The sequence below is a fragment of the Nostoc sp. genome (assembly GCF_036917395.1).
Classification (GTDB): Bacteria; Cyanobacteriota; Cyanobacteriia; order Cyanobacteriales; family Nostocaceae; genus Nostoc.
Map to the genome: position 1 here is coordinate 48,949 of NZ_JBALDI010000012.1, position 18,902 is coordinate 67,850.

Here is an 18,902-nt window from a genome sequence, read left to right on the forward strand (position 1 = left end):
ACTATTTGGCGCTGGCTGCGAGTTGATTCCAAGCTTTGACTATTGTCTGTAAACTCTTTGGCAGGTTATTTAGAGAAATATCATTGTACTGAACCGTACCCTGTTGGCTGGTGAGAGTGTAGGTGATATAATCAGCAGCACCATTAGGCGCTGGGTAACTCAGATTCCGAAACTTACTAAATTTAGAACGTTCTAAAAAGCTCTGAAATTGTTGCACCTGTTGCACAGAAACGCGGCGAACACTACGCTCAGAATCATTGGCATCACCAATCCGTACCCGAATCAATCGCCCATCTTTGAGTAAAACAGTCTCATAAGTTCTGCCAGCAAAACCACCACTGGAAATTTGCCGAAATACTACATATCGAGCTAATGGTGGTGGTAACTGGCTGACTGGAATTTGCACAGGGGTCAGTGGACTTGAGCTAGCCTTTTGATTCAGCCTGATTGCAGAACCTGTTTGATTGGTATGATAAACCAAGGTTTGTTCACCTTGACCAACAACCACCCGCCAACCTGATACCAAAGCTTGGGTACAGAATTCATCAGCATTAGGTAATTCTAAACAGCCATCTCTCCAAGTTTGCTGTTGAGCCTGAATGATGGTTAGCTGAGAAATTGGCTGTTGCAAACGTTTAGAGGCGGCTTGCAAAACAGCATTTTTTACAGATGCAGGTAATTTATCTGAAGAAGTGTTTGTCGAAGCTAAACGTAGCGATCGCCCGTTATTATTGGTATGATAAATCCAGTTTTGTTTGTCATTGGACACCACAAGCCGCCAACCAGGAACTAACGCTTGGGTACAGAGTTCATCAGGTTGAGGCAGTTCCAAGCAACCATTACGCCAAGTCTGTTGATTATAATCAATAATTTGCACTTGTCTGGTTGAAATTCCCTGTCTGCGGCCTAAATCTTGCAGTACCGCGTTAGCTACTGGACGTGGCAAGCGGTTTGGTTTAATATTGTCCTTGAGAACTTCATTGCTTGTTTCTAACGAAAACTTTGCAGTAGCGCCCGTAGCATCTTTGATAAGTGTTAAACTGCTAGCAACAGACAAAATTCCAGTCAAAATCAAAGCAGTGAAAATTCGCATTTTATTGGGGTTAAAGTAGTCTTTCAGCATGAATTTCATAGTAATATAGGGATGTTAGTCAAGAGTTATAGAACTCATAAATAGTATTTAGGCAAGAATATACAATAAAGTATATAATTTCTATAACTTCACCAATTGAAATTAATTTAGGATCTCTTTTGTGAAACAGCTATCAAGACAGACGCTGCTGTAGTGATTGTTTGTTCCTTATACAAATTCTGGATAAAAATGCACTTAATTAAAACGCCCTATAGTTCAACGGCAATCAAGTAAAAACTTAGAAGCTCAGGTTTCATAAGATGAGAAGTTCGTTGGAGAAGACAATCCACAACGCTCTCTTGCAACGTTTTTCGCCTCACCTTCGCAAGCGAGGGTTCAATAAAAGTAATTTTAGAAAAGAATGCTACAGAAGCATAGCTTATGGCTTTGCTCGCCTCAAGCTAGCGGATATAAAATTTTAAAGGCAATCTTAGGCAATATTAGGCCCTGATGGCTTGTTGTTCAGATTCAACTAAGTGATTGTGAGGTATATCAAATCTAATAGTACTGGCTGCCCAGTCTTTTAAATCTGGTGCTAGCCACACTAGCTTGCAGAGAATTTCCTCATTCACCCACAACACCAACGGGAAGCGAAACTGTTTCCGAAACTCATCTCGCATAATGTTGGTACTGATGATTAGTTGGTTAATTTCCACTACAGACTCTAAACCCCGTACCATCAAAGCTTCGGGTTGAGTAGCACCAATTTTAGTTGTAATAGCTGCATATAATGTGTCAGCCGCAGGTGAAAGCAGGATTTCCTGGATGTCTGCTGATGAAAATTCTATTAACACATTTAGCACTTGCTGCTGCTTTTCGACACTGTTACAACAAGCTAATATCAGTGAGAACTCCCCACCAGAAACCATGATCGCCCTTGCCAGCCTATTAGTGGCTGCTATGCTGCTAACTGTGCTGTTTTCCGAATTACTTAAGCTGATCATTAAAAAATCCTGCTTTTAATTTTAAAAATATTTGAGCTACATTCAGTTATTCTACTCTATTAATTTTTACTCAAAAGTGTTAGTTCAGTAATTTTGATGAGGTTTTTGTTTAATACCAAGCATAAGACTACGCATTGTCTAACGAAGGAGTATAACATGTATTATCTCATACTTACAATTAAGGGCTAATGTAAAGGTAGTATCAAAATTATATAAGCAAAAGATAATGCAAGCAAAAGGAAGCAAATGGAGAATTAGAATTTAATATCACTGTATTTTCATCGATTTTGGCATCTACCATTGGTTAAGTATTTTTTGATTTTTTGTAAAAAAAAGACTCAGTATAAGTTTAACAACAAACATTGCGAAGTGGGAGACAACTTAACTGGCTACTGGTTTACTGTAGTCTACGGTAAGCCGCTTACAAATAATTTTCCCTTACCAAACCATTTCAGGGCGGGTGTAGAGTGGGGAGTAATAAAACTGAGGTGAACGAAATTCTTTGTGTCTCGACACCCAGCCCTTTCTATAGCGTTGGTCTTTGGTACGAAAACTTTCCTCAAATTACAATAACTGCCACATCGCAAATAAATCCATTCATCCCTGCATTCAGCAACGCCAGAATTTTTTCACCTTGGAACTGGTACTTGATTAATTACCGACGCAATTACCGCATCCATTTGTAAACCATCCAGCATCGCTTCTGCTTTCAAAATGAGGCGATGACGTAGCAGGGGTGATGCAACTGCTTTGACATCATCCGGCGTTACAAAATCCCTTCCAGCTAACCACGCTAGGGCTTGAGATGTCTGCAACCAAGCACCAGCGGCGCGAGGCGATGCGCCCAAAGTTAAATCGGGATATTGACGCGATGTTCTAACCAATGCCAATAAATAATCAACGATCGCTTCTGATACTTTAACTTCTTTGACTGCTTGTCGTGCTTGCAAAATCTCGGCTACTGTTGCTATTGGTTTCAAACGGCTAATATCCAAACGCCGTGCTGCAAAACCCGCCTGACGATTGAGTAACATTTGCTTTTCGGCAGCTTGATCAGGGTAATCTACCACCAGCTTAAATAAAAATCTGTCCAACTGCGCCTCTGGTAAGGGATAAGTCCCCTCAAATTCCAGGGGATTTTGGGTTGCAATCACCCAAAATAAATCTGGTAAGGGTAAACTTTCACCATCCAGCGTTACCTGCATCTCTTCCATCGCTTCCAGTAGCGCCGCTTGTGTCTTGGGAGGAGTACGGTTGATTTCGTCAGCTAGCAGCACTTCGGTAAATATTGGCCCTTTTTTCAAAGTGAAATTGCGGCTATTCAAGTCAAAAATATTTGTACCAGTAATATCTGAAGGTAAAACATCTGGTGTTAGTTGAATCCGGCGAAACTCCCCTTGGATTAATTGCGCCAACACTTTTACTAGGAGGGTTTTACCAGTTCCCGGAACTCCTTCCAAAATTACGTGTCCACCCGCTAGCAATGCTACTAAAAGTTGTTGTATTAGGTTAGATTGTCCGAGAATTACTTGATTAAGACCTTGACCAAGGCGAATTAAGATAGGATGAGTTTCGCTCATATTTTTTATTGATAAATCACTAATGCAGAAATATTATGTATAATTTCAAAGGGATTTACAAGAAATAAACGAACCACAGAGACGCAGAGAGCACAGAGAGAATAAATAGAGAGTATTTTTGCGTTAGTTTTGAGATATTTTTTTTGGAAGTCCCAAAAAATTAATTACGAATTAGTCTAATGCTTCGCCATTTCCCCAACCAGCTTAACAGTTCTCGTTCACTGATGGATTTTTTGCCAGATTGTAGCTTTAAAACTGCATCTAGTTCTGCTGCACTTGCGCCTGTTTTTTCTATCCAGAAATGGATCAAGGCTTGACGTTCTAAAAGTATTTGTCCTAATCCCAAGGCTTTTTGGAGTTGTAGTTGTTCTTGTTTCCCCACCATCTCTACAACAAAGTCGGTGGTATCAGCTTTCTGCAAGACTCCGGCTAAAGCTTGGATGTATGCCTCGCTGTTATCTACAACTGGTGTATCTAAAGCTACTGGCTTGCCAAAGCGGCGATTCTGTGCCCAAATTAGTATCAATAGTAGGATACATCCCTGTATTAATATTGGAAATAAAGGAGTTTTAGCAAAAAAGCTAGATAAATCTCCTTCACTCTCTTTCTTCCTGACATCGGCATCTTTATAGCCGTGGATGTATTCATCGACAAATACTGTGTTACCTTTTTCCGTAACCAAATTGGCTAGATACTTGAAATTACTTAAATAATCTTGGTAAGCGTTGGCGGCTAAATAAGGAGTGGTAGAAAAAATCACCTTTCCCTTTTTGTAATTTTCTTTCCAGACAACAGCACCAAAGCGATCGCCTAAATCAACTTGCTTGGAGTTAGCTTTCTTATATCGTCTACGTGTATCAATTTTGATATCACCTTGGGGAGATTTCTGCATAGTGCTAAACTCCGCTTCTGTAACCCGCGCCCCTGCACCCAAAATTACCAAAGTATTCCCTTTTTCTACCCATTCACGCTCTTGACTATCCAGTATCGTCTCCCTTGGATGACCGCCTACCTGTAGAACAGTAACTGGGCTGTTCTCTGGCTGAATGTCACTAAAAGGCTTTTGCCAGCGCTTGATAGAAATTCCCTGCTGTTGCATAAAAGCATACCAAGCACCATAGCCATCAGAGGCGCGGTTATAGGTAGAGCCAGTGTTAAGTTTAGTATTATTGGGAGCCGCAATCAGACTAAGTAAAACGATTGCAGCTACTGCGATCGCTGCCATCCAAGCAAGGCGGTTTGAACGTTTCATTTTTGACTTTTATTATAATCACTTCGTTTCAGTATCACTAGTGTTAATACTTACTTATTTTTCAGGTAAAGTCAAAAATATAATTAATTTTATCAATACCTTCGCTATGTCAACTCAGTTTCCCAGTACTACGCGCTCTCCATCTGTGACTGCGAGCTATGACATCTTATAGTATTCCCAAGAAAGTTTTCAGAGCAGTTTTATACCTCTTCTTCAACCGCTTGGAGACTAAACCACCTTGCTGAATCTGTGTAATAACAGCCATCGAACAAGTTCCTTTCGGAATAGGGCTACCAATGGTAATAAAAATAGCTAATTGAGTAGTATCCATCTCACGAGCAAACTGATAAGCTATGACCGACTCATGGACTATAAAGCTTGGTATACCTGAACCCGGTAGGAGAATACAGGAAGTTTCAGAATTAGGTCTGCGGGTAGTGACATTGACGAACAGATAGTTGCTTTCAGATGTTTGTGCAATTGCGATGTAGAGGTGTTCACTATTAGGAGGCGTATCCAGCAAAAATGCATCTCCCAAATTAATGGTGATGCTAGCCATTCAAAATCCCATCTAGATATGCTTCTCGACTGGCTTCTTGCTGAATTTCTTCGATTTCCTCGTCACTCTTACCCACATTTTTGAGAATATCCTCTACCGAAATCGGGATGGCAGAGCCATGAGGGTTTTTCCATTCTCGAAGGTCATGAGTCCACTCAGCAACATCAAAAGGGTCAAGATGCCCAAAAGCTTGATAAACCTGCTGAATGATTTCCTCTTCCTCTTCACAAAGGTCTTCGTCTCCTGGATCATCCAACAAGGAAACATGATTTTCATTACGAGGAGAAATGAACTTAGACCAGAGAGGTAAGGCTTTATGAACGGGCTTTCCCTTGATTAGATCATAAACACCGCTCAGGACAGGGCCGTAATCCATCGACACATAATGATCACCAGTAATCGGTTGCTCCATGCGTTTCAATGCAATACGGTCAGCTATGTAAAGCATCTTAAGTAAACCTAAATACTTCATAGGCTTACCGTGCAGCTTTAAAAGTACCGCTGCGGCTTCAACGGCTTTCTCAGGATGAAACCGAAACTGGATTAGCATAAGCATTCTGAAGCGACTGCTTCACACTAGTACAATTCTATTGTAAACCCTCGCGATCGCTGACACATTGCCAAGGGCAGAGGAAATTATTATTCTCGGTGACAGAAAAGGTGAAACTCGTTGTCGTTCCCATGCTGAACATGGAAACGACAACGAGAATAAAAAACCTCTTTGCAGGCAGGTTTAACGGAGATATTATGGCTATTTTACTGCACATAATATCACTCAAATTGCACAAGCGATCGCCCCGATACAATAATAAAACCGACAGAATCAAGTCTAATCTGGGGCTGGCGAATTCCCTCTAGAATGGCTGCATTTAAAGCAGTTTCTATCTTCAATTCTTCAGCTAATGCATTATCCCAACTTTGCTGGTTCAAGCGTAGGCGTAATTGTTCTACTCTATTGCCTAATTTCTTTTCAGCAACATTAGCACAACTTTGGCACAAGTCAATAAAATCGGGACGATTGGAGAGTAATTCCGAAGAAGTGTTCCGCACTTGATAGCAAAAATTTTGCCATTTACTAGGGTCAACAAAATCGTCAATAATTCCTAAGCGCTCTTTTGCCAGATTGTAATCTCGTCCTTGATTATTGTTTTTATCTTTATATGCACGTTGCAGGATACCTAAGATTGCTTTATCCTCAACAACACGTATTGGCTCCTTACGACCATCAACATAGATAGTTTCTATAATTGGCGGAAATAGAGCATCGACACGTCGCTGCAAGTTTTTAAATTGAGAATTATCTAGTTTGTTATCTAGTAAAACTTGTTTGGCGATTCTTAAATTTGCCTCAACTACATAATTGCATTGGAAACCAAACCACTCCTTCCCTTCTTTAGCATCCCAAGATGCATCAGTGCGCCACATTGCAAAGGCTTCACCTCGGTCATCCCAGTTTATATAGTTTAAGAGTGCTTCGACAAATCCTTCCCCAATCCGAAAGAGTTTAATACCAGAATTCTGATTTGCTACCCTGCGATTATAAGTACCAAATTGGTCTAAAGAACTCTCAGCAAAACGGTTTTTTAGCTCATTTATGGGAACCAATGTCCGCGTTGTCGGTTGATAACGTCGAATCTCTGATGAATCTGGGTTATTGAGTGCCCTGAATCCCAATGCATCACAAATCCAGCCTTCAATTGCTTTTTTAATTTCTAGATGGCAAGCATCGTAATTATCTAAATCTTGAAAATACTGGGTGGCAATTTCATCGTTAGCGTCAATTTCATTTAGAGCATTCTGTTCGCTAATTTTTGCTATTTCAGCTTCAATTTGCTCTTGAATAGGCGAAATCATTTCTAACAATCCAGCCGCACTTGATTGAAACAAAGTTGTTTCTAATTCTGCAAGTTTCTCATCCACATAAAACTGTAAGCTGGCAATTGACTGTTGGAAAATACCAAACCCATCTTTCAATACTTGATACCAAGCATTGTGAGGGCTATCTGGCAGATAGGGGCCAATCAAGGCACAGGATTGGACTCCAATTTTGCTGCCAATCCGGTCAAGTCTGCCAATTCTTTGCTCTAATTGATTAGGCGACCAAGGAAGGTCAAAATGAATTAACCAATCGGCAAACTGGAGGTTACGTCCTTCTTCTCCAGAGCGATCGCATACTAGAATAAAGCAGTTTAGGTTATTTTTGAACTTATTTAAGCCTTCCTCAACTTTGTCTGGTGATTCTCCAAATTGATGTTTAGCTACTGTCTCTACACCAAAGGTATCAGACAAATACCGGACAATTTCGCCACAAGTTTGCACAAAACTGGTAAATACAATAAATTTGGGCAGAATATCGCCGGTAATTGGTCTCTTGATTCTCTGCTGTATCCTCGTGACGAATTCTTTTTGATTTTTCCGAATATTTGCGGGAATTTTGAAGTACGTACCTAGTTGATTCAACAGCACTGTTTTCAAATTTTCCGTCCGTTCTCCGTCCTCTTGAGGTTGACGAATAATTTTTAGTAAGGATTGCAGAATCTCTTCTTCCCCTGAGAATTTGGGGGTTGTAGTTAATAGGCGAATATCATCTTCTTTAAACTCCTGGATGAGTTTAGAATCAGGTTTACCAGTTAAACGCGCGGTAATTACCTGCTCTAAAATCTTTAACCAAGTACCAGAAGCTAGAAATAACAACAGAAAAATTCGCTGATATTGCTTTTCACCAGGAGCAACACTACGCCATTGATTGAGCAGTTCGTGGATATCAGGCGATCGCTCGTCTAAATCATACTCTTCTTTCGGCGTAAAATTGCGGTCAAATATGACATCTTCCACCGCAGCGCGACGGTTGCGAAGCATTCGGCGATGTAGTCGATAGGTATCGCTGACGTGAGTGCGAATCGCTTGGACTATTTGCTCTTGCTCAGGAGAATTTGCTTGTAAGTTTTCTAAATCATCCGCCAGCTTCAATAAATACTTATCCTCAGCAAAGAGATTTCGCAGTTGCTGCAAGTTGCTTTTGAGAACAACAGGCTCTGCACCTTCATTAAAAGAAAGCAGAAGTTTACCAATTTGCTGACGGCTTTCAACTTTGGCACGAAAACCTGCTAAATCACCAAGTTTATAGGTTGTCGGGTCGAGCAAGTGCAACATGGCCAGAAAATCCTGCTCATGATTGAGAACAGGAGTGGCAGATAATAAAAGTAAGCGATCGCTTTTATGAGCAAGTTCTTTGCAAGTCTCAAAACGCTGGCGCACTGCCGCATCCTTAGAGGTTGCCATTGCTGCGATATGATGGGCTTCATCTAAAATTAAGCAGCCTATCCTCGCTTTCAGGTTGATTTTATGAATATCTTCAACCGCTAGCACCGCTACCCGTTTGCCAAAATGGGAGATGTAAAACTTGTTTTCTAACTCCAGCCGCCATTGTTTGAGCAAATATTGCGGAACTAATACCACCGCACCTTTTTTCGGCTCATCCAGGAGGAACTGACGCAGAATTGCACCCGCTTCGATGGTTTTTCCGAGTCCCACCTCGTCTGCTAGCAAGTAGCGTTGAATTGGGTCTTCCAGTACCCGCCTGACTACTTCAACTTGGTGAGGATAAAGATTAATATTTGCCGAAATCAGTCCCGTCATCCCGCGACTGACAGCGCGTTGCTGAATCAAGGATTTTACGAAAGCCAATCTTTTGTCGTGGAAGTAGGGCGTTTCGTGACCCTTCATCGCCAGAGTTTCGATGGGGTCTGTATTGGGTAAATTGCAACGAACGTAAATATCTTCAACAGATGCGATCGCAGTTTTCTTGTCTGGTAAATCAATTTGATACATTTCTGTATCTTCATCCCAGATGAAAACTCTGCCAACTATCCATTTATCCTGGGTTTGGGACTTGATATAGCATCGAGCCTGGGGTTCAAGCCTGACTTCAGAGAGCGAATTTAAAGGTAAAGTTTTTTGGAGACGTTGCCCTATGGAGCAGAAATACTCAACGTTCGCATTAGCATCAGATATTTCCGTAACTTTTCCTATACCCAAAGAGTTATTCTGGGACTGTACTAATAAACCGAGCTTAATCATAGATCCAGTCCCCTGAACACACTAAAAGAACTTTCCAGACTAGTTTTTTAACCTATATCTGGCAGTTTTGTCGATCAACATTATAGATAATAAACTGGTATTACTGTTTTTGTCGTCATAGTGATGTCTACGACCGGCTATGACGCTCGTTCGCGCAGCGTGCCGTAGGCAAGACTCGCTAACGCAACTCTTAGAGACGCTGCGCGTAGCTTGCTTCCCCGTAGGGGTACGCTATCGGCGTCGCTCCACCACAGCCAATTAGTAAAATCAGCAATTTTCAGATAAATAGAAGACGCCCTACGGGCACAGCAATATTCATTGGTGTCAACATTAACGTGAAAGTTACTAAGCAAAAATGCTTTGAGACATTACCTCGTTCATCTCGTTCCCAGTCTTCGACTGGAAATGCCCCTGATTGAGGCTCCGCCTCTCTGACTTGCGGCAGAGTAGAGACGTTACATGTAACGTCTCTACATTCGTTTTCACTCCTATGTCTATTGTTAGAGGACGCATTGGCATTGTCAGAGGACACATTGGCATTGTCAGAGGACGCATTGGCATTGTCAGAGGACACATTGGCATTGTCAGAGGACGCATTGGCATTGTCAAAGGACACATTGGCATTGTCAGAGGACACATTGGCATTGTCAAAGGACACATTGGCATTGCAGGATATTGCCGAATTTAATTAACTACGAATTTAGAACTTATGCACCGTGACGAAATTACGTCATTGCGTTCGCGTAGCGTCTCCAAGAGTTGCAATCTCAAACTTTGTTTTTATATTCTTAGTGCGTAAGTCCTAGAATTAATGAAATGTTGTACTTAGCTGATTATGTGCTGCAACAGATTCACGCTTTGGCTTGAGAACACCAAGATACAATTAAGGTAATGTAGTTTTACTTACTATGAAGAAAATCAGAGACAACACAATTAAGTTAAATCAATTTTTAAAGTTGATGGGTATAGTGCCAACTGGAGGGCAAGCCAAGCTGATGATTCAAGGCGGCGATGTCCAAGTAAACGGTATGCTGGAAACCCGACGAGGACGGCGACTAGTACCGGGTGATAAAGTTACAATACAAGGACAGACTTTAGAGGTGAATTTGAACAACAATGAAGACCAAGACGTAGTAATAGATTTTGCCGAACAAACCGAGTAAAGGATTTTTATCTCAAATTTACAAGTTCCTTTTTTGTCTTGTGAGTAATGCTACAAATTTCCCACAAAGTTATTATCCCACAGAGTGAGATTGAAATTAGTGCGATTCGTTCGCAAGGAGCGGGAGGCCAAAATGTGAATAAGGTTTCCACTGCAATTCACTTGCGCTTCGATATTGCAGCTTCATCATTACCGGATTATTATAAACAACAGCTTTTAAAGCTGAATGATCGACGCATCACCCAGGAAGGAGTTGTCGTAATCAAAGCGCAGGAACACCGAAGCCAAGAGAATAATCGAGAATCAGCGTTGAGACGACTTCAAGAACTTATTCAAAGCGCAGTTGTAGTGACGATAAAACGCAAACCCACGAAACCAACTCGCAGTTCTCAAAGAAAGCGCCTTGACTATAAAACTAAGCGCGGACAGGTTAAATCTAACAGAGGGCAGGTGACAGATTCTTGATTTATAAATTAAATTTTGCCACTCCATTTGGTCGCAAAATCTAACCAGAGAACTAAGACTAATTCCTTCTATTGACTGTGGTCAAGTTCATGACTTAGTTGGTTAGCTTAAGAATAGCAACTATTAAAGGTGAAAAAAGATGAATAAGACATTACTAACAATTTTGATGCTTGCGCTCTTACTCTTATTCATCATCTCTCCCTTTGCTGCCCTTGCTAGTTTAATGCTGATAGTGTTTGTTTCGGCGTTTTTATCTTTACTAGGAAACTTGTTCCAAGCAATAATTGGTAGTGACACCAATCCAAAAGGGTCTTAACAATTTGCCAAAGAAAAGGCTCATCTTCCTGTGTGAGTGGACGAATTGAATTGATCCATAACTCATGTCCCAAAGTCCGCTTTTATCAAATTCACGGTAATTCACTTAGTGGTGTCGCTAAACCGTCAATGCTGACGAGATTTCTCTTCTGTTGAAATTCTCGAACTCCCTCTTCACCTTTTTTACTAGCCCAGTTTACTAAAGTCTGGCGCTGACCTTGATATTCATAGAGTGGTACGCCAAAACCACAGGAAGTCTGTACTTGTTCAATATCAGCGACGATAATTTGACGAGTTCCAGGCATCGGCAAAAACAGAGAATACAGGGAGTCCCAGTCTGGAGAACTCGGTAAAATCGTCTTTCCTTGACCGTAAAGACGCAGGATACACGCAGGTTCCTCAAAGGCGCAAAACATGAAGGTTATCCGCCCATTTTCTTGCAAATGGGCTGATGTTTCGTTACCACTGCCTGTAAGGTCTACGTAACCTACTCGGTTGGGAGAGAGGATGCAAAAGCAGCCTAAACCTTTAGGAGACAGGTTAACATGACCCGTAGGACTCAAAGGTGCAGAGCCAACAAAGAAAAGGTGTTGAGCAGCAATAAAGTCTTGCAGTTCGTCAGTAATACAGTCAAAAAATTTAGACATAGACTGTCTGATTTATATTTGCAAATTTCCCATCTTCTTAGGCTATGTCTTACCTAAATATCTAGCAAGCCCTAATTGCCGATGTCTAAGGAAGTGGGGAGTTACAAAGTTTTACCGTCTCATGTACCGACTAGCCATTTGGATGGCATCAGCGATATCCACATCACCATCACCGTCAGCATCCAAGAAAGAATTCAGTACAGGATTGCCGCCAGCTTGGGGATTGGTGGCATTGGCACCTGATTGCAAAAATTTTAGCACCAAAGGTACTGCTAAAGGTAGCAATTGTTGAACTATACCAGCATCCAATCCAGTACGCTGGGCAGCAACCTCAGCTACTTGTTGTTGTATTTGAGGAGAAAACAGCGAATCGACGGCTTCGGGGTTAGCTGAAGTACCAGCATATTGATTCACTAGAGTTTGTGTGGCTTCATTACCATCTGTGGCTTGCTTATCTTGTAAAGCAGAACGTACTTGACCACCCACAATAGACAAAACTGATTGGATGGTAGACGGGTCTGTACCAGTGCGATCGCTCAACTGCTGTACAGTGTTAATAATACCTCCCAGTTGACCTAAGCTGCCCTGTTGATTGGGATTAGCGACGGCGCCAAGAATTTGATCGAAAAGTCCCATAAGTTTGTTTCTCTCTTTGTTCTCAAAAAGTTTGCCAAAACTGACTTGAAGTCTTTTGTGTAGACACACTTTCGTAAGTCCACTAAAAGATTAGAACACGCCAAAACATAATAGACCTGTCAATGGTATGACAATGTGATCGTTTTTATAATTACTGCTGGAAGCGATCGCTCCTACTCAGTTTTATAATTATGATCGACTTAAAGGCTCAAGTTCCACCCTCAAAGGCTCAGGTTTCACCCTCAGAACCTCAAGCTTCAGCCTCAAAGGTTCAAGTTCCACCCTCAGAACCCCAAGTTTCACCCTCAAAGGCTCAAGCTTCACCCTCAGAACTTCAAGTTTCACCCTCAAAGGCTCAAGTTCCACCCTCAGAACCCCAAGCTTCACCCTCAGAACCTCAAGCTTCAGCCTCAAAGGCTCAAGTTTCACCCTCAGAATCTCAAGCTTCAGCCTCAAAGGCTCAAGTTTCACCCTCAAAGGCTCAGGTTTCACCCTCCGAGGCTCAAGTTTCACTCTCACTTGTATACTTGGCTCTCATAGACGCAAAAAATGGAGTGAGCGTTGCTGGTTGATCAAAAGCTCCTTCCTAGCACTCTGGTAAAAAACACTGAAACTATTAAGATTAGAAGCATCTGCCTACTGAATACCCACTAATCTTTCCCAACCATGCCTCTGTCACGCATAGTAACGCTGATTGTTGGTCTGATCGTCATTTTGGGGCTAGCCCTATGGCTAATTGATTCCCTGTCGCGCCTCTATTGGCAATTGTCCTATTCGCCGTTGCTAGGCAATTTGCTGCTGTTGCTGCTGATTGTCCTTATAGGAGCGTTGGTTGCTGCTTTTGTTTATTATGTATTGGTGATTCGATCTGGGGAAAAGCGATCGCGCCGCAACCCGAAGCGAGTGACTGCGGCGCAAATTCCCGCCGCTAAATCTGACGCTGCTTCTACAACTCTCCAAGCTGTGCGACAACAGGTAGCACAAATTCAAGATGAGGTAACACGCCAGGCTTTATTAAGTCGATCGCGAGAAATTGAAGCCAACTTAGCACGGGGTGAAATTCAAGTAGTGGTATTTGGTACGGGAAGTGCTGGTAAAACTTCTCTAGTTAATGCGATTATGGGACGCATGGTTGGTCAGGTGGATGCACCGATGGGTACAACTCAGGTTGGAGAAACCTATTGTCTACGGTTGAAGGGATTAGAACGCAAGATTTTAATTACAGATACACCAGGGATTTTAGAAGCAGGGGTAGCGGGAACGGAACGGGAACAAATGGCGCGAGAACTGGCAACAGAAGCAGATTTACTGTTGTTTGTGGTAGATAATGACTTACGACGCTCAGAATATGAGCCGCTGCGGGGGTTGGCAGAGATTGGTAAGCGATCGCTCCTGGTACTTAACAAAACTGATCTCTATACAGATGAAGATAAAGAAGCTATCCTTGCTAGGTTGCGTCAACGGGTACTGGGATTTATTGCAACTAACGATGTGGTGGCGATCGCTGCTAATCCCCAACCTGCACAACTAGAAACTGGCGAAACCTTTCAGCCGGAACCGGATATTGTCCCCTTGTTGCGGCGCACGGCTGCTGTTTTAAGGGCTGAGGGTGAAGATTTGGTAGCGGATAACATTCTTTTGCAATCTCTGCGATTGGGAGACGAGGCGCGAAAACTCATTGATGGCCAGCGTCGCCGTCAAGCTGACAAAATCGTGGAACGTTTTCAGTGGATTGGTGCTGGTGTAGTATCAGTCACGCCGATACCAGTGGTAGATTTGCTGGCGACAGCTGCTGTTAATGCTCAAATGGTTGTAGAAATTGGCAGAGTCTATGGCTGTGAATTGAATATGGAACGGGGACGAGAGTTAGCCCTTTCTTTAGCGAAAACCATCGCCAGTTTGGGCATTGTCAAGGGAGCAATTCAATTATTATCTACAGCTTTGCAGCTCAATGTTGCTACCTTTATTATTGGTAGAGCGATTCAAGGCGTCACAGCAGCTTATTTAACGCGAATTGCTGGTAAAAGTTTTATTGAATATTTTCGTCATGATCAAGATTGGGGTGATGGTGGAATGACGGAAGTTGTGCAGCGACAGTTTCAGATTAATCGCAGAGATGAATTTATCAAGGCTTTTATTCAAGAAGCGATCGCGCGGGTAGTGAAGCCGTTAACAGAAAAATCTGAGGTGGTTGAGGAAGATACCGAAGCTAAGGGTTAGGATATTCTAAGCATAAGAGGGCAATATTTCTTTTTGGTAAATTACTTAAGTTTATTAATATAAATTATCAATAGCTTGGAAATACTTTTTCCAGGAGACTACCGCTTGGACACACCGATGTCCTCAACCGAACTTCAAAGTGTACTTGATCGCTTTCAAGAGTGGAAGTAGTCGCCGTTGCTAGGCAATTTGCTGCTGTTGCTGCTGATTGTCCTCATTGGAGCCTTGGTTGCCGCTTTTGGCTATTATGTATTGGTGATTAAATCTGGGGAAAAGCGATCATTTCCGTAAACCAACCTCTTAGACGGGCGTTGGCATTCTTTCCCATGCCCCATGCCCACGAAATTCCACTATGAACGAGGGGTGGGATCAGCTTAATTTTAACTTGTTACGAATGCTTGCCAGTCAGGCAAAATAATTTAACTTTTCCGTAAACCAACCTCTTAGACGAGTAATTATTATAGATACTAAAAACGTCAACTTTGTTATGAAACATCTCTTAGTCGGTAGTTTATCTACCCTACTTTTTACAGCAGGAGCTTATGTTTTATCGGCTCCCTCAATAGCACAGTTTGCAAATGTCAGACAGCATTTAAATTCCTTAACTACAAGCCGTGTAGTTTTTGCTAGAGGAGAAAGTAGTACCACAATTCAAAATGCAGAAAATAACATCTACATATTAAGAGCTAAAGCTGGACAAACATTGACTTTAAAAGTTAATAGTTTAGGCGCTCATGCTAGTGTTACTCTCTATGGTGTTAATGGTAAACCTTTAAGTCCAGTTTTCGTTGGTGCTGGCAGTGAAGGTAAGAGTTTTCGTCTGCATCTTGATAACACAGGTGATTACTATATCGTAGGCGGTTCTGGGTCAGCTAATCATTTATACAATTTCACAATTTTTATTAAGTAAGAACATAACGAGAAAAGCTAGATGATTAAAAGTGGCCCCTAATCTAAACCGATGTGTTCATTTTATACTCACTTTTGATCACCTCTGTCCACGTTTATCTTTGAGTTTTACTTATAGGCATTGTAACAGTGTGAATATGTTGAATATGGGCTGCTTGTAGCTTTTAAGTTGTCGTTTGGAAAGACAATAACTATACTACATTGGCCCTTTCTCTTCATCCTATTTTTTTAGCGAAGGTATTGTTTACATAAAGTCTTATATTCATGATATTTGTCAAAATAAGACAGTAAAAATATTGTTTGAAGTTTAAAATCAGGTTGATTAGTAGCGTTTTGTAGCTCTTGCTTTTGTTTTGGTCAAGCAATTTAATCATGCTATTAACTCTCTCCTGGCCAAGTATTTTGTAGTTTTACAGAAATTTTGTACAGTGATTGTTTATTTGTCACTATGCCTTTCTTTGTGTCATCAAGGGTGTGAAGCCTGGACTCTCTAGCGTTCAGCCTAAAATCAGTATTCGGAACTTACAGGCTGCATCAAAATAAATCGTTGCAAGCTTAAACTAGGTAAAGCTTAACTTGATAACACTAATTTGTCGCGATGCCATTTAATTTGTCACTGTACAGTTGGAATTCCTTGAAACTAAATTAGTCTATACACCCAGAGACGCTTTTCAAAGGACACGGTTGCTCCACAATAAGAGTAACTAAGCGTAGTGAAAAATTCAGTATTGAACTAGGGTTCTATTGACACTAAAGATTATGTATTAAATCAAATAATGGTGTTTTTAGCATGATATAAATAAAAAATATCAGTGTAAGTAAAAATACATAAACTTTATACAAAATTTACACAATTTTTATGGCTTCTTTCTTTTTTGGTTTCAAATTACGTCTAATCCCTTACAAAGAGACAAAAAATGGCTTTTAAATTTGAAATTTTTTATTAATCATATAAACATATATCGTCATATTAAAAATTAATAAATTATAGTAAATTAAAATACCATCTTTATAAGCAAAAATACTTAAAAAATTAACTTGTATTTAAAGTATCAAAATTCTGGTTATTTATTTCTAAAGTATTCCGGAAACAGGTGGGAATGTCAGAAAAACTAAATAAAGGGACTTACTGAGTAACCAGGTCATGACCAACCACATAATCGGTAAATTACTACAAGGGCGTTACCAAATTGTCCAAAGCCTAAGTGCAGGGGTGTTTGGACAAACATACATAGCTGTAGACGTAGATTATCCACAGAATCCCAAATGTGTTGTTAAACAGATTAAAGTTAGCAGTTCCGAATCTGGCTACTTGGAGATGCTGAGGTTACTGTTTCTAACTGAAACCCAAACCCTCAAGCTTCTGGGAAGCCATCACCAAATTCCTGAATTCATCGCCTGCTTTGAAGAAAACGAGCGATTTTATTTAGTGCAAGAGTGGATTGAAGGACATGCACTGACTGCGGAATTGCCTATCGAGCAACAGTGGGGTTGTCTGTGGAGTGAGAGGGAAGTTGTAGAATTCCTGATAGATGTCTTAGGTATTCTGGAATTTGTTCACTCTCAAGGCGTGATCCATTGTGACATCAAACCGGAAAACTTGATTAGACGTAATAGCGATCGCAAGTTAGTTCTGATTGACTTTGGCTCAATCCAGTCTGTTGATTTTGGTATAAGTGCAGAATTGCCCATTTATCGGATTCCCGTCACCTCATTGGGATACATACCACCAGAGCAATTTATTGGTCAAACACAGCCCAACAGTGATATTTATGCTTTGGGTATGATTGCCATTCAGGCTTTAACAGGGCTAGAACCATTACAATTAAAGGCTGATCCTTATACTAATGAAATTTTTTGGCGTTCTCAAAACACGCCAGTTAACGATTATCTAGCCGCTGTTCTCAGTCAAATGATCCGCTACGATTCTCAAAACCGCTTCCAGTCTGCGGGTGAGGTACTGCGGGTACTCAAACAAATAACATGGGATCAGCCACCAGAAATATTAGAAGTAGATGATCAATTTCCCCTAGAGGCGGCGATAGAAGATAATAATTCTCAAAATCTTACATCTGGGAAATTATCCCCGTTATTAACAGGAATGAAAGTCGGACTGGCGGCTAATTCTTTAGTGATGGGATTTGGTGTATATTCTTTAATTAATAATGCACCTGCATACTCAGAAACAGAAACTCTATCTCAAGCCACAAAAGAATATCAAGCAGGAGATTTGCAAGAGGCGATCGCACTTGTTAAATCAATTCCTTCGCACAGCAATGTTTATCCAGAAGCCCAAGCCACAGTTGAAGAGTGGCAACAACAATGGCAAGTAGCTGCACAGCAATACCAAATAGCTCAAACAGCTTTTCATGAGAGCAGATGGTCAGATGTTCTTCATGCTGTTGCTAAAATTCCAAATATTTTATATTGGCAATCTAAAACAGATAAACTAGTTGAGCAAGCATCCATCAACATTGAAGTACAGACGCAAGATTTATTAGCAAAAGCTTACGAAAGTGCCCAGATAAAAGATTTTTCTACTGCATTACAATATCTGCGTCAAATTCCTCAAGAAAGTCGTACAGGTGCTTTAGTTCAAGAAAAGCTGGCTGAGTACAATAAAAAGCGGCAGATTAGAGCAGCGTACTTTTTGCAGAACGCTTACAAAAAAGCATCTATTGGTGATTTTGATCTGGCTCTGAAATTGCTCCAAAATATTCCCAACGATACTCTAGTTTATGCTCAAGCTCAAGTAAAACTGAATGAGTATACTCAAAAGCAACGCCTGCTGGTTGACTATCAAAAGGTAGCTTTTGCAAAAAGAACAAATTCATTTGTCTCTAAAAACTCAGCTACTAAGATTGAATATCTTCAAGGAGTAAATTACCTGCAAGAGGTAAACATTCGGTAGTTAGAGCAATTTTTAGATGAATGGACTTGTTGCATATAGTCTTGAGGCGGCAGCCCCCCATTAGGCATTCCCAGTCAGAGACTTTTTTTC

Annotated in this window: 17 protein-coding genes; 8 read left to right on the plus strand and 9 right to left on the minus strand. The window is 41.0% G+C overall.

From position 1 onward, the window contains the following. Position 1: 1 nt before the first annotated feature. From V7K46_RS07820 to dpdE, 7 genes are all read right to left on the minus strand, one after another. Positions 2-1,132, minus strand: coding sequence for a hypothetical protein (locus V7K46_RS07820; RefSeq protein ID WP_335111984.1), 1,131 nt, complete (start codon positions 1,130-1,132; stop codon positions 2-4). Between the two features lie 440 nt (positions 1,133-1,572). Then, positions 1,573-2,076, minus strand: a complete 504-nt coding sequence (locus tag V7K46_RS07825) for a hypothetical protein (RefSeq protein WP_335111985.1) — start codon at positions 2,074-2,076, stop codon at positions 1,573-1,575. Positions 2,077-2,705: 629 nt separating this feature from the next. Beyond that, positions 2,706-3,656: an AAA family ATPase gene (locus V7K46_RS07830; protein WP_335111986.1), complete on the minus strand. Its 951-nt coding sequence runs from the start codon at positions 3,654-3,656 to the stop codon at positions 2,706-2,708. Positions 3,657-3,816: 160 nt separating this feature from the next. Beyond that, entirely contained in the window at positions 3,817-4,908 is a 1,092-nt protein-coding gene (locus V7K46_RS07835) for a DUF4350 domain-containing protein (protein WP_335111987.1), read from the minus strand. 166 nt (positions 4,909-5,074) lie between these two features. Then, positions 5,075-5,467 (minus strand): hypothetical protein, encoded by a 393-nt coding sequence (locus tag V7K46_RS07840; protein WP_335111988.1) that lies wholly within the window; start codon positions 5,465-5,467, stop codon positions 5,075-5,077. After that, positions 5,460-6,023: a Panacea domain-containing protein gene (locus tag V7K46_RS07845; RefSeq protein ID WP_335111989.1), complete on the minus strand. Its 564-nt coding sequence runs from the start codon at positions 6,021-6,023 to the stop codon at positions 5,460-5,462. Before V7K46_RS07845 ends, V7K46_RS07840 begins: the two co-directional genes overlap by 8 nt. Positions 6,024-6,238: 215 nt before the next feature. After that, positions 6,239-9,547 carry a protein DpdE gene (dpdE, locus tag V7K46_RS07850; protein ID WP_335111990.1) on the minus strand — a complete coding sequence of 1,103 codons (3,309 nt, stop codon included), beginning with the start codon at positions 9,545-9,547 and terminating at the stop codon, positions 6,239-6,241. Between the two features lie 490 nt (positions 9,548-10,037). On the opposite strand from dpdE, the gene V7K46_RS07855 reads away from it, so the two are divergent. The 4 genes from V7K46_RS07855 to V7K46_RS07870 all read left to right on the plus strand — a co-directional run bounded on the left by V7K46_RS07855 (position 10,038) and on the right by V7K46_RS07870 (position 11,490). Next, positions 10,038-10,235 (plus strand): hypothetical protein, encoded by a 198-nt coding sequence (locus tag V7K46_RS07855; protein ID WP_335111991.1) that lies wholly within the window; start codon positions 10,038-10,040, stop codon positions 10,233-10,235. 220 nt (positions 10,236-10,455) lie between these two features. Continuing rightward, a complete protein-coding gene (locus tag V7K46_RS07860) occupies positions 10,456-10,710 on the plus strand; it encodes an RNA-binding S4 domain-containing protein (RefSeq protein ID WP_273767590.1) in 255 nt (84 codons plus the stop codon). Positions 10,711-10,757: 47 nt separating this feature from the next. After that, positions 10,758-11,174, plus strand: a complete 417-nt coding sequence (gene arfB, locus V7K46_RS07865) for an alternative ribosome rescue aminoacyl-tRNA hydrolase ArfB (RefSeq protein ID WP_298907103.1) — start codon at positions 10,758-10,760, stop codon at positions 11,172-11,174. 139 nt (positions 11,175-11,313) lie between these two features. Continuing rightward, positions 11,314-11,490, plus strand: a complete 177-nt coding sequence (locus V7K46_RS07870; RefSeq protein WP_335111992.1) for a hypothetical protein — start codon at positions 11,314-11,316, stop codon at positions 11,488-11,490. 91 nt (positions 11,491-11,581) lie between these two features. Here the strand turns inward: V7K46_RS07870 and V7K46_RS07875 are convergent, their stop codons facing one another. Together V7K46_RS07875 and V7K46_RS07880 are read right to left on the minus strand one after the other, a co-directional pair. Beyond that, positions 11,582-12,136: a pyridoxamine 5'-phosphate oxidase family protein gene (locus V7K46_RS07875; RefSeq protein WP_335111993.1), complete on the minus strand. Its 555-nt coding sequence runs from the start codon at positions 12,134-12,136 to the stop codon at positions 11,582-11,584. Between the two features lie 111 nt (positions 12,137-12,247). Continuing rightward, complete coding sequence (locus V7K46_RS07880) at positions 12,248-12,772, minus strand: DUF937 domain-containing protein (RefSeq protein ID WP_335111994.1); 525 nt, start codon at positions 12,770-12,772, stop codon at positions 12,248-12,250. A gap of 191 nt (positions 12,773-12,963) precedes the next feature. Here V7K46_RS07880 and V7K46_RS07885 point away from each other — a divergent pair, with 191 nt between their 5' ends. From V7K46_RS07885 to V7K46_RS07900, 4 genes are all read left to right on the plus strand, one after another. After that, a complete protein-coding gene (locus V7K46_RS07885) occupies positions 12,964-13,344 on the plus strand; it encodes a hypothetical protein (RefSeq protein ID WP_335111995.1) in 381 nt (126 codons plus the stop codon). 94 nt (positions 13,345-13,438) lie between these two features. Next, positions 13,439-14,992 carry a YcjF family protein gene (locus V7K46_RS07890; protein WP_335111996.1) on the plus strand — a complete coding sequence of 518 codons (1,554 nt, stop codon included), beginning with the start codon at positions 13,439-13,441 and terminating at the stop codon, positions 14,990-14,992. Positions 14,993-15,479: 487 nt separating this feature from the next. Further along, a complete protein-coding gene (locus tag V7K46_RS07895) occupies positions 15,480-15,902 on the plus strand; it encodes a hypothetical protein (RefSeq protein WP_335111997.1) in 423 nt (140 codons plus the stop codon). Positions 15,903-17,045: 1,143 nt separating this feature from the next. Next, on the plus strand, positions 17,046-18,812 hold the full coding sequence (locus tag V7K46_RS07900; RefSeq protein ID WP_335111998.1) for a serine/threonine-protein kinase: 1,767 nt from the start codon (positions 17,046-17,048) through the stop codon (positions 18,810-18,812). The last annotated feature ends 90 nt before the right edge of the window (positions 18,813-18,902 follow it).

Excerpts from the sequence above, each read along its gene's own strand:
- V7K46_RS07875 (WP_335111993.1), bottom strand. The coding sequence starts at position 12,136 with ATGTCTAAATTTTTTGACTGTATTACTGACGAACTGCAAGACTTTATT.
- V7K46_RS07895 (WP_335111997.1), top strand. The coding sequence starts at position 15,480 with ATGAAACATCTCTTAGTCGGTAGTTTATCTACCCTACTTTTTACAGCA.
- V7K46_RS07900 (WP_335111998.1), top strand. The coding sequence starts at position 17,046 with ATGACCAACCACATAATCGGTAAATTACTACAAGGGCGTTACCAAATT.
- V7K46_RS07855 (WP_335111991.1), top strand. The coding sequence starts at position 10,038 with ATGTCTATTGTTAGAGGACGCATTGGCATTGTCAGAGGACACATTGGC.
- V7K46_RS07890 (WP_335111996.1), top strand. The coding sequence starts at position 13,439 with ATGCCTCTGTCACGCATAGTAACGCTGATTGTTGGTCTGATCGTCATT.
- dpdE (WP_335111990.1), bottom strand. The coding sequence starts at position 9,547 with ATGATTAAGCTCGGTTTATTAGTACAGTCCCAGAATAACTCTTTGGGT.
- V7K46_RS07860 (WP_273767590.1), top strand. The coding sequence starts at position 10,456 with ATGAAGAAAATCAGAGACAACACAATTAAGTTAAATCAATTTTTAAAG.
- V7K46_RS07870 (WP_335111992.1), top strand. The coding sequence starts at position 11,314 with ATGAATAAGACATTACTAACAATTTTGATGCTTGCGCTCTTACTCTTA.
- V7K46_RS07845 (WP_335111989.1), bottom strand. The coding sequence starts at position 6,023 with ATGCTTATGCTAATCCAGTTTCGGTTTCATCCTGAGAAAGCCGTTGAA.
- V7K46_RS07885 (WP_335111995.1), top strand. The coding sequence starts at position 12,964 with ATGATCGACTTAAAGGCTCAAGTTCCACCCTCAAAGGCTCAGGTTTCA.
- V7K46_RS07820 (WP_335111984.1), bottom strand. The coding sequence starts at position 1,132 with ATGAAATTCATGCTGAAAGACTACTTTAACCCCAATAAAATGCGAATT.
- arfB (WP_298907103.1), top strand. The coding sequence starts at position 10,758 with ATGCTACAAATTTCCCACAAAGTTATTATCCCACAGAGTGAGATTGAA.
- V7K46_RS07830 (WP_335111986.1), bottom strand. The coding sequence starts at position 3,656 with ATGAGCGAAACTCATCCTATCTTAATTCGCCTTGGTCAAGGTCTTAAT.
- V7K46_RS07840 (WP_335111988.1), bottom strand. The coding sequence starts at position 5,467 with ATGGCTAGCATCACCATTAATTTGGGAGATGCATTTTTGCTGGATACG.
- V7K46_RS07825 (WP_335111985.1), bottom strand. The coding sequence starts at position 2,076 with ATGATCAGCTTAAGTAATTCGGAAAACAGCACAGTTAGCAGCATAGCA.
- V7K46_RS07835 (WP_335111987.1), bottom strand. The coding sequence starts at position 4,908 with ATGAAACGTTCAAACCGCCTTGCTTGGATGGCAGCGATCGCAGTAGCT.
- V7K46_RS07880 (WP_335111994.1), bottom strand. The coding sequence starts at position 12,772 with ATGGGACTTTTCGATCAAATTCTTGGCGCCGTCGCTAATCCCAATCAA.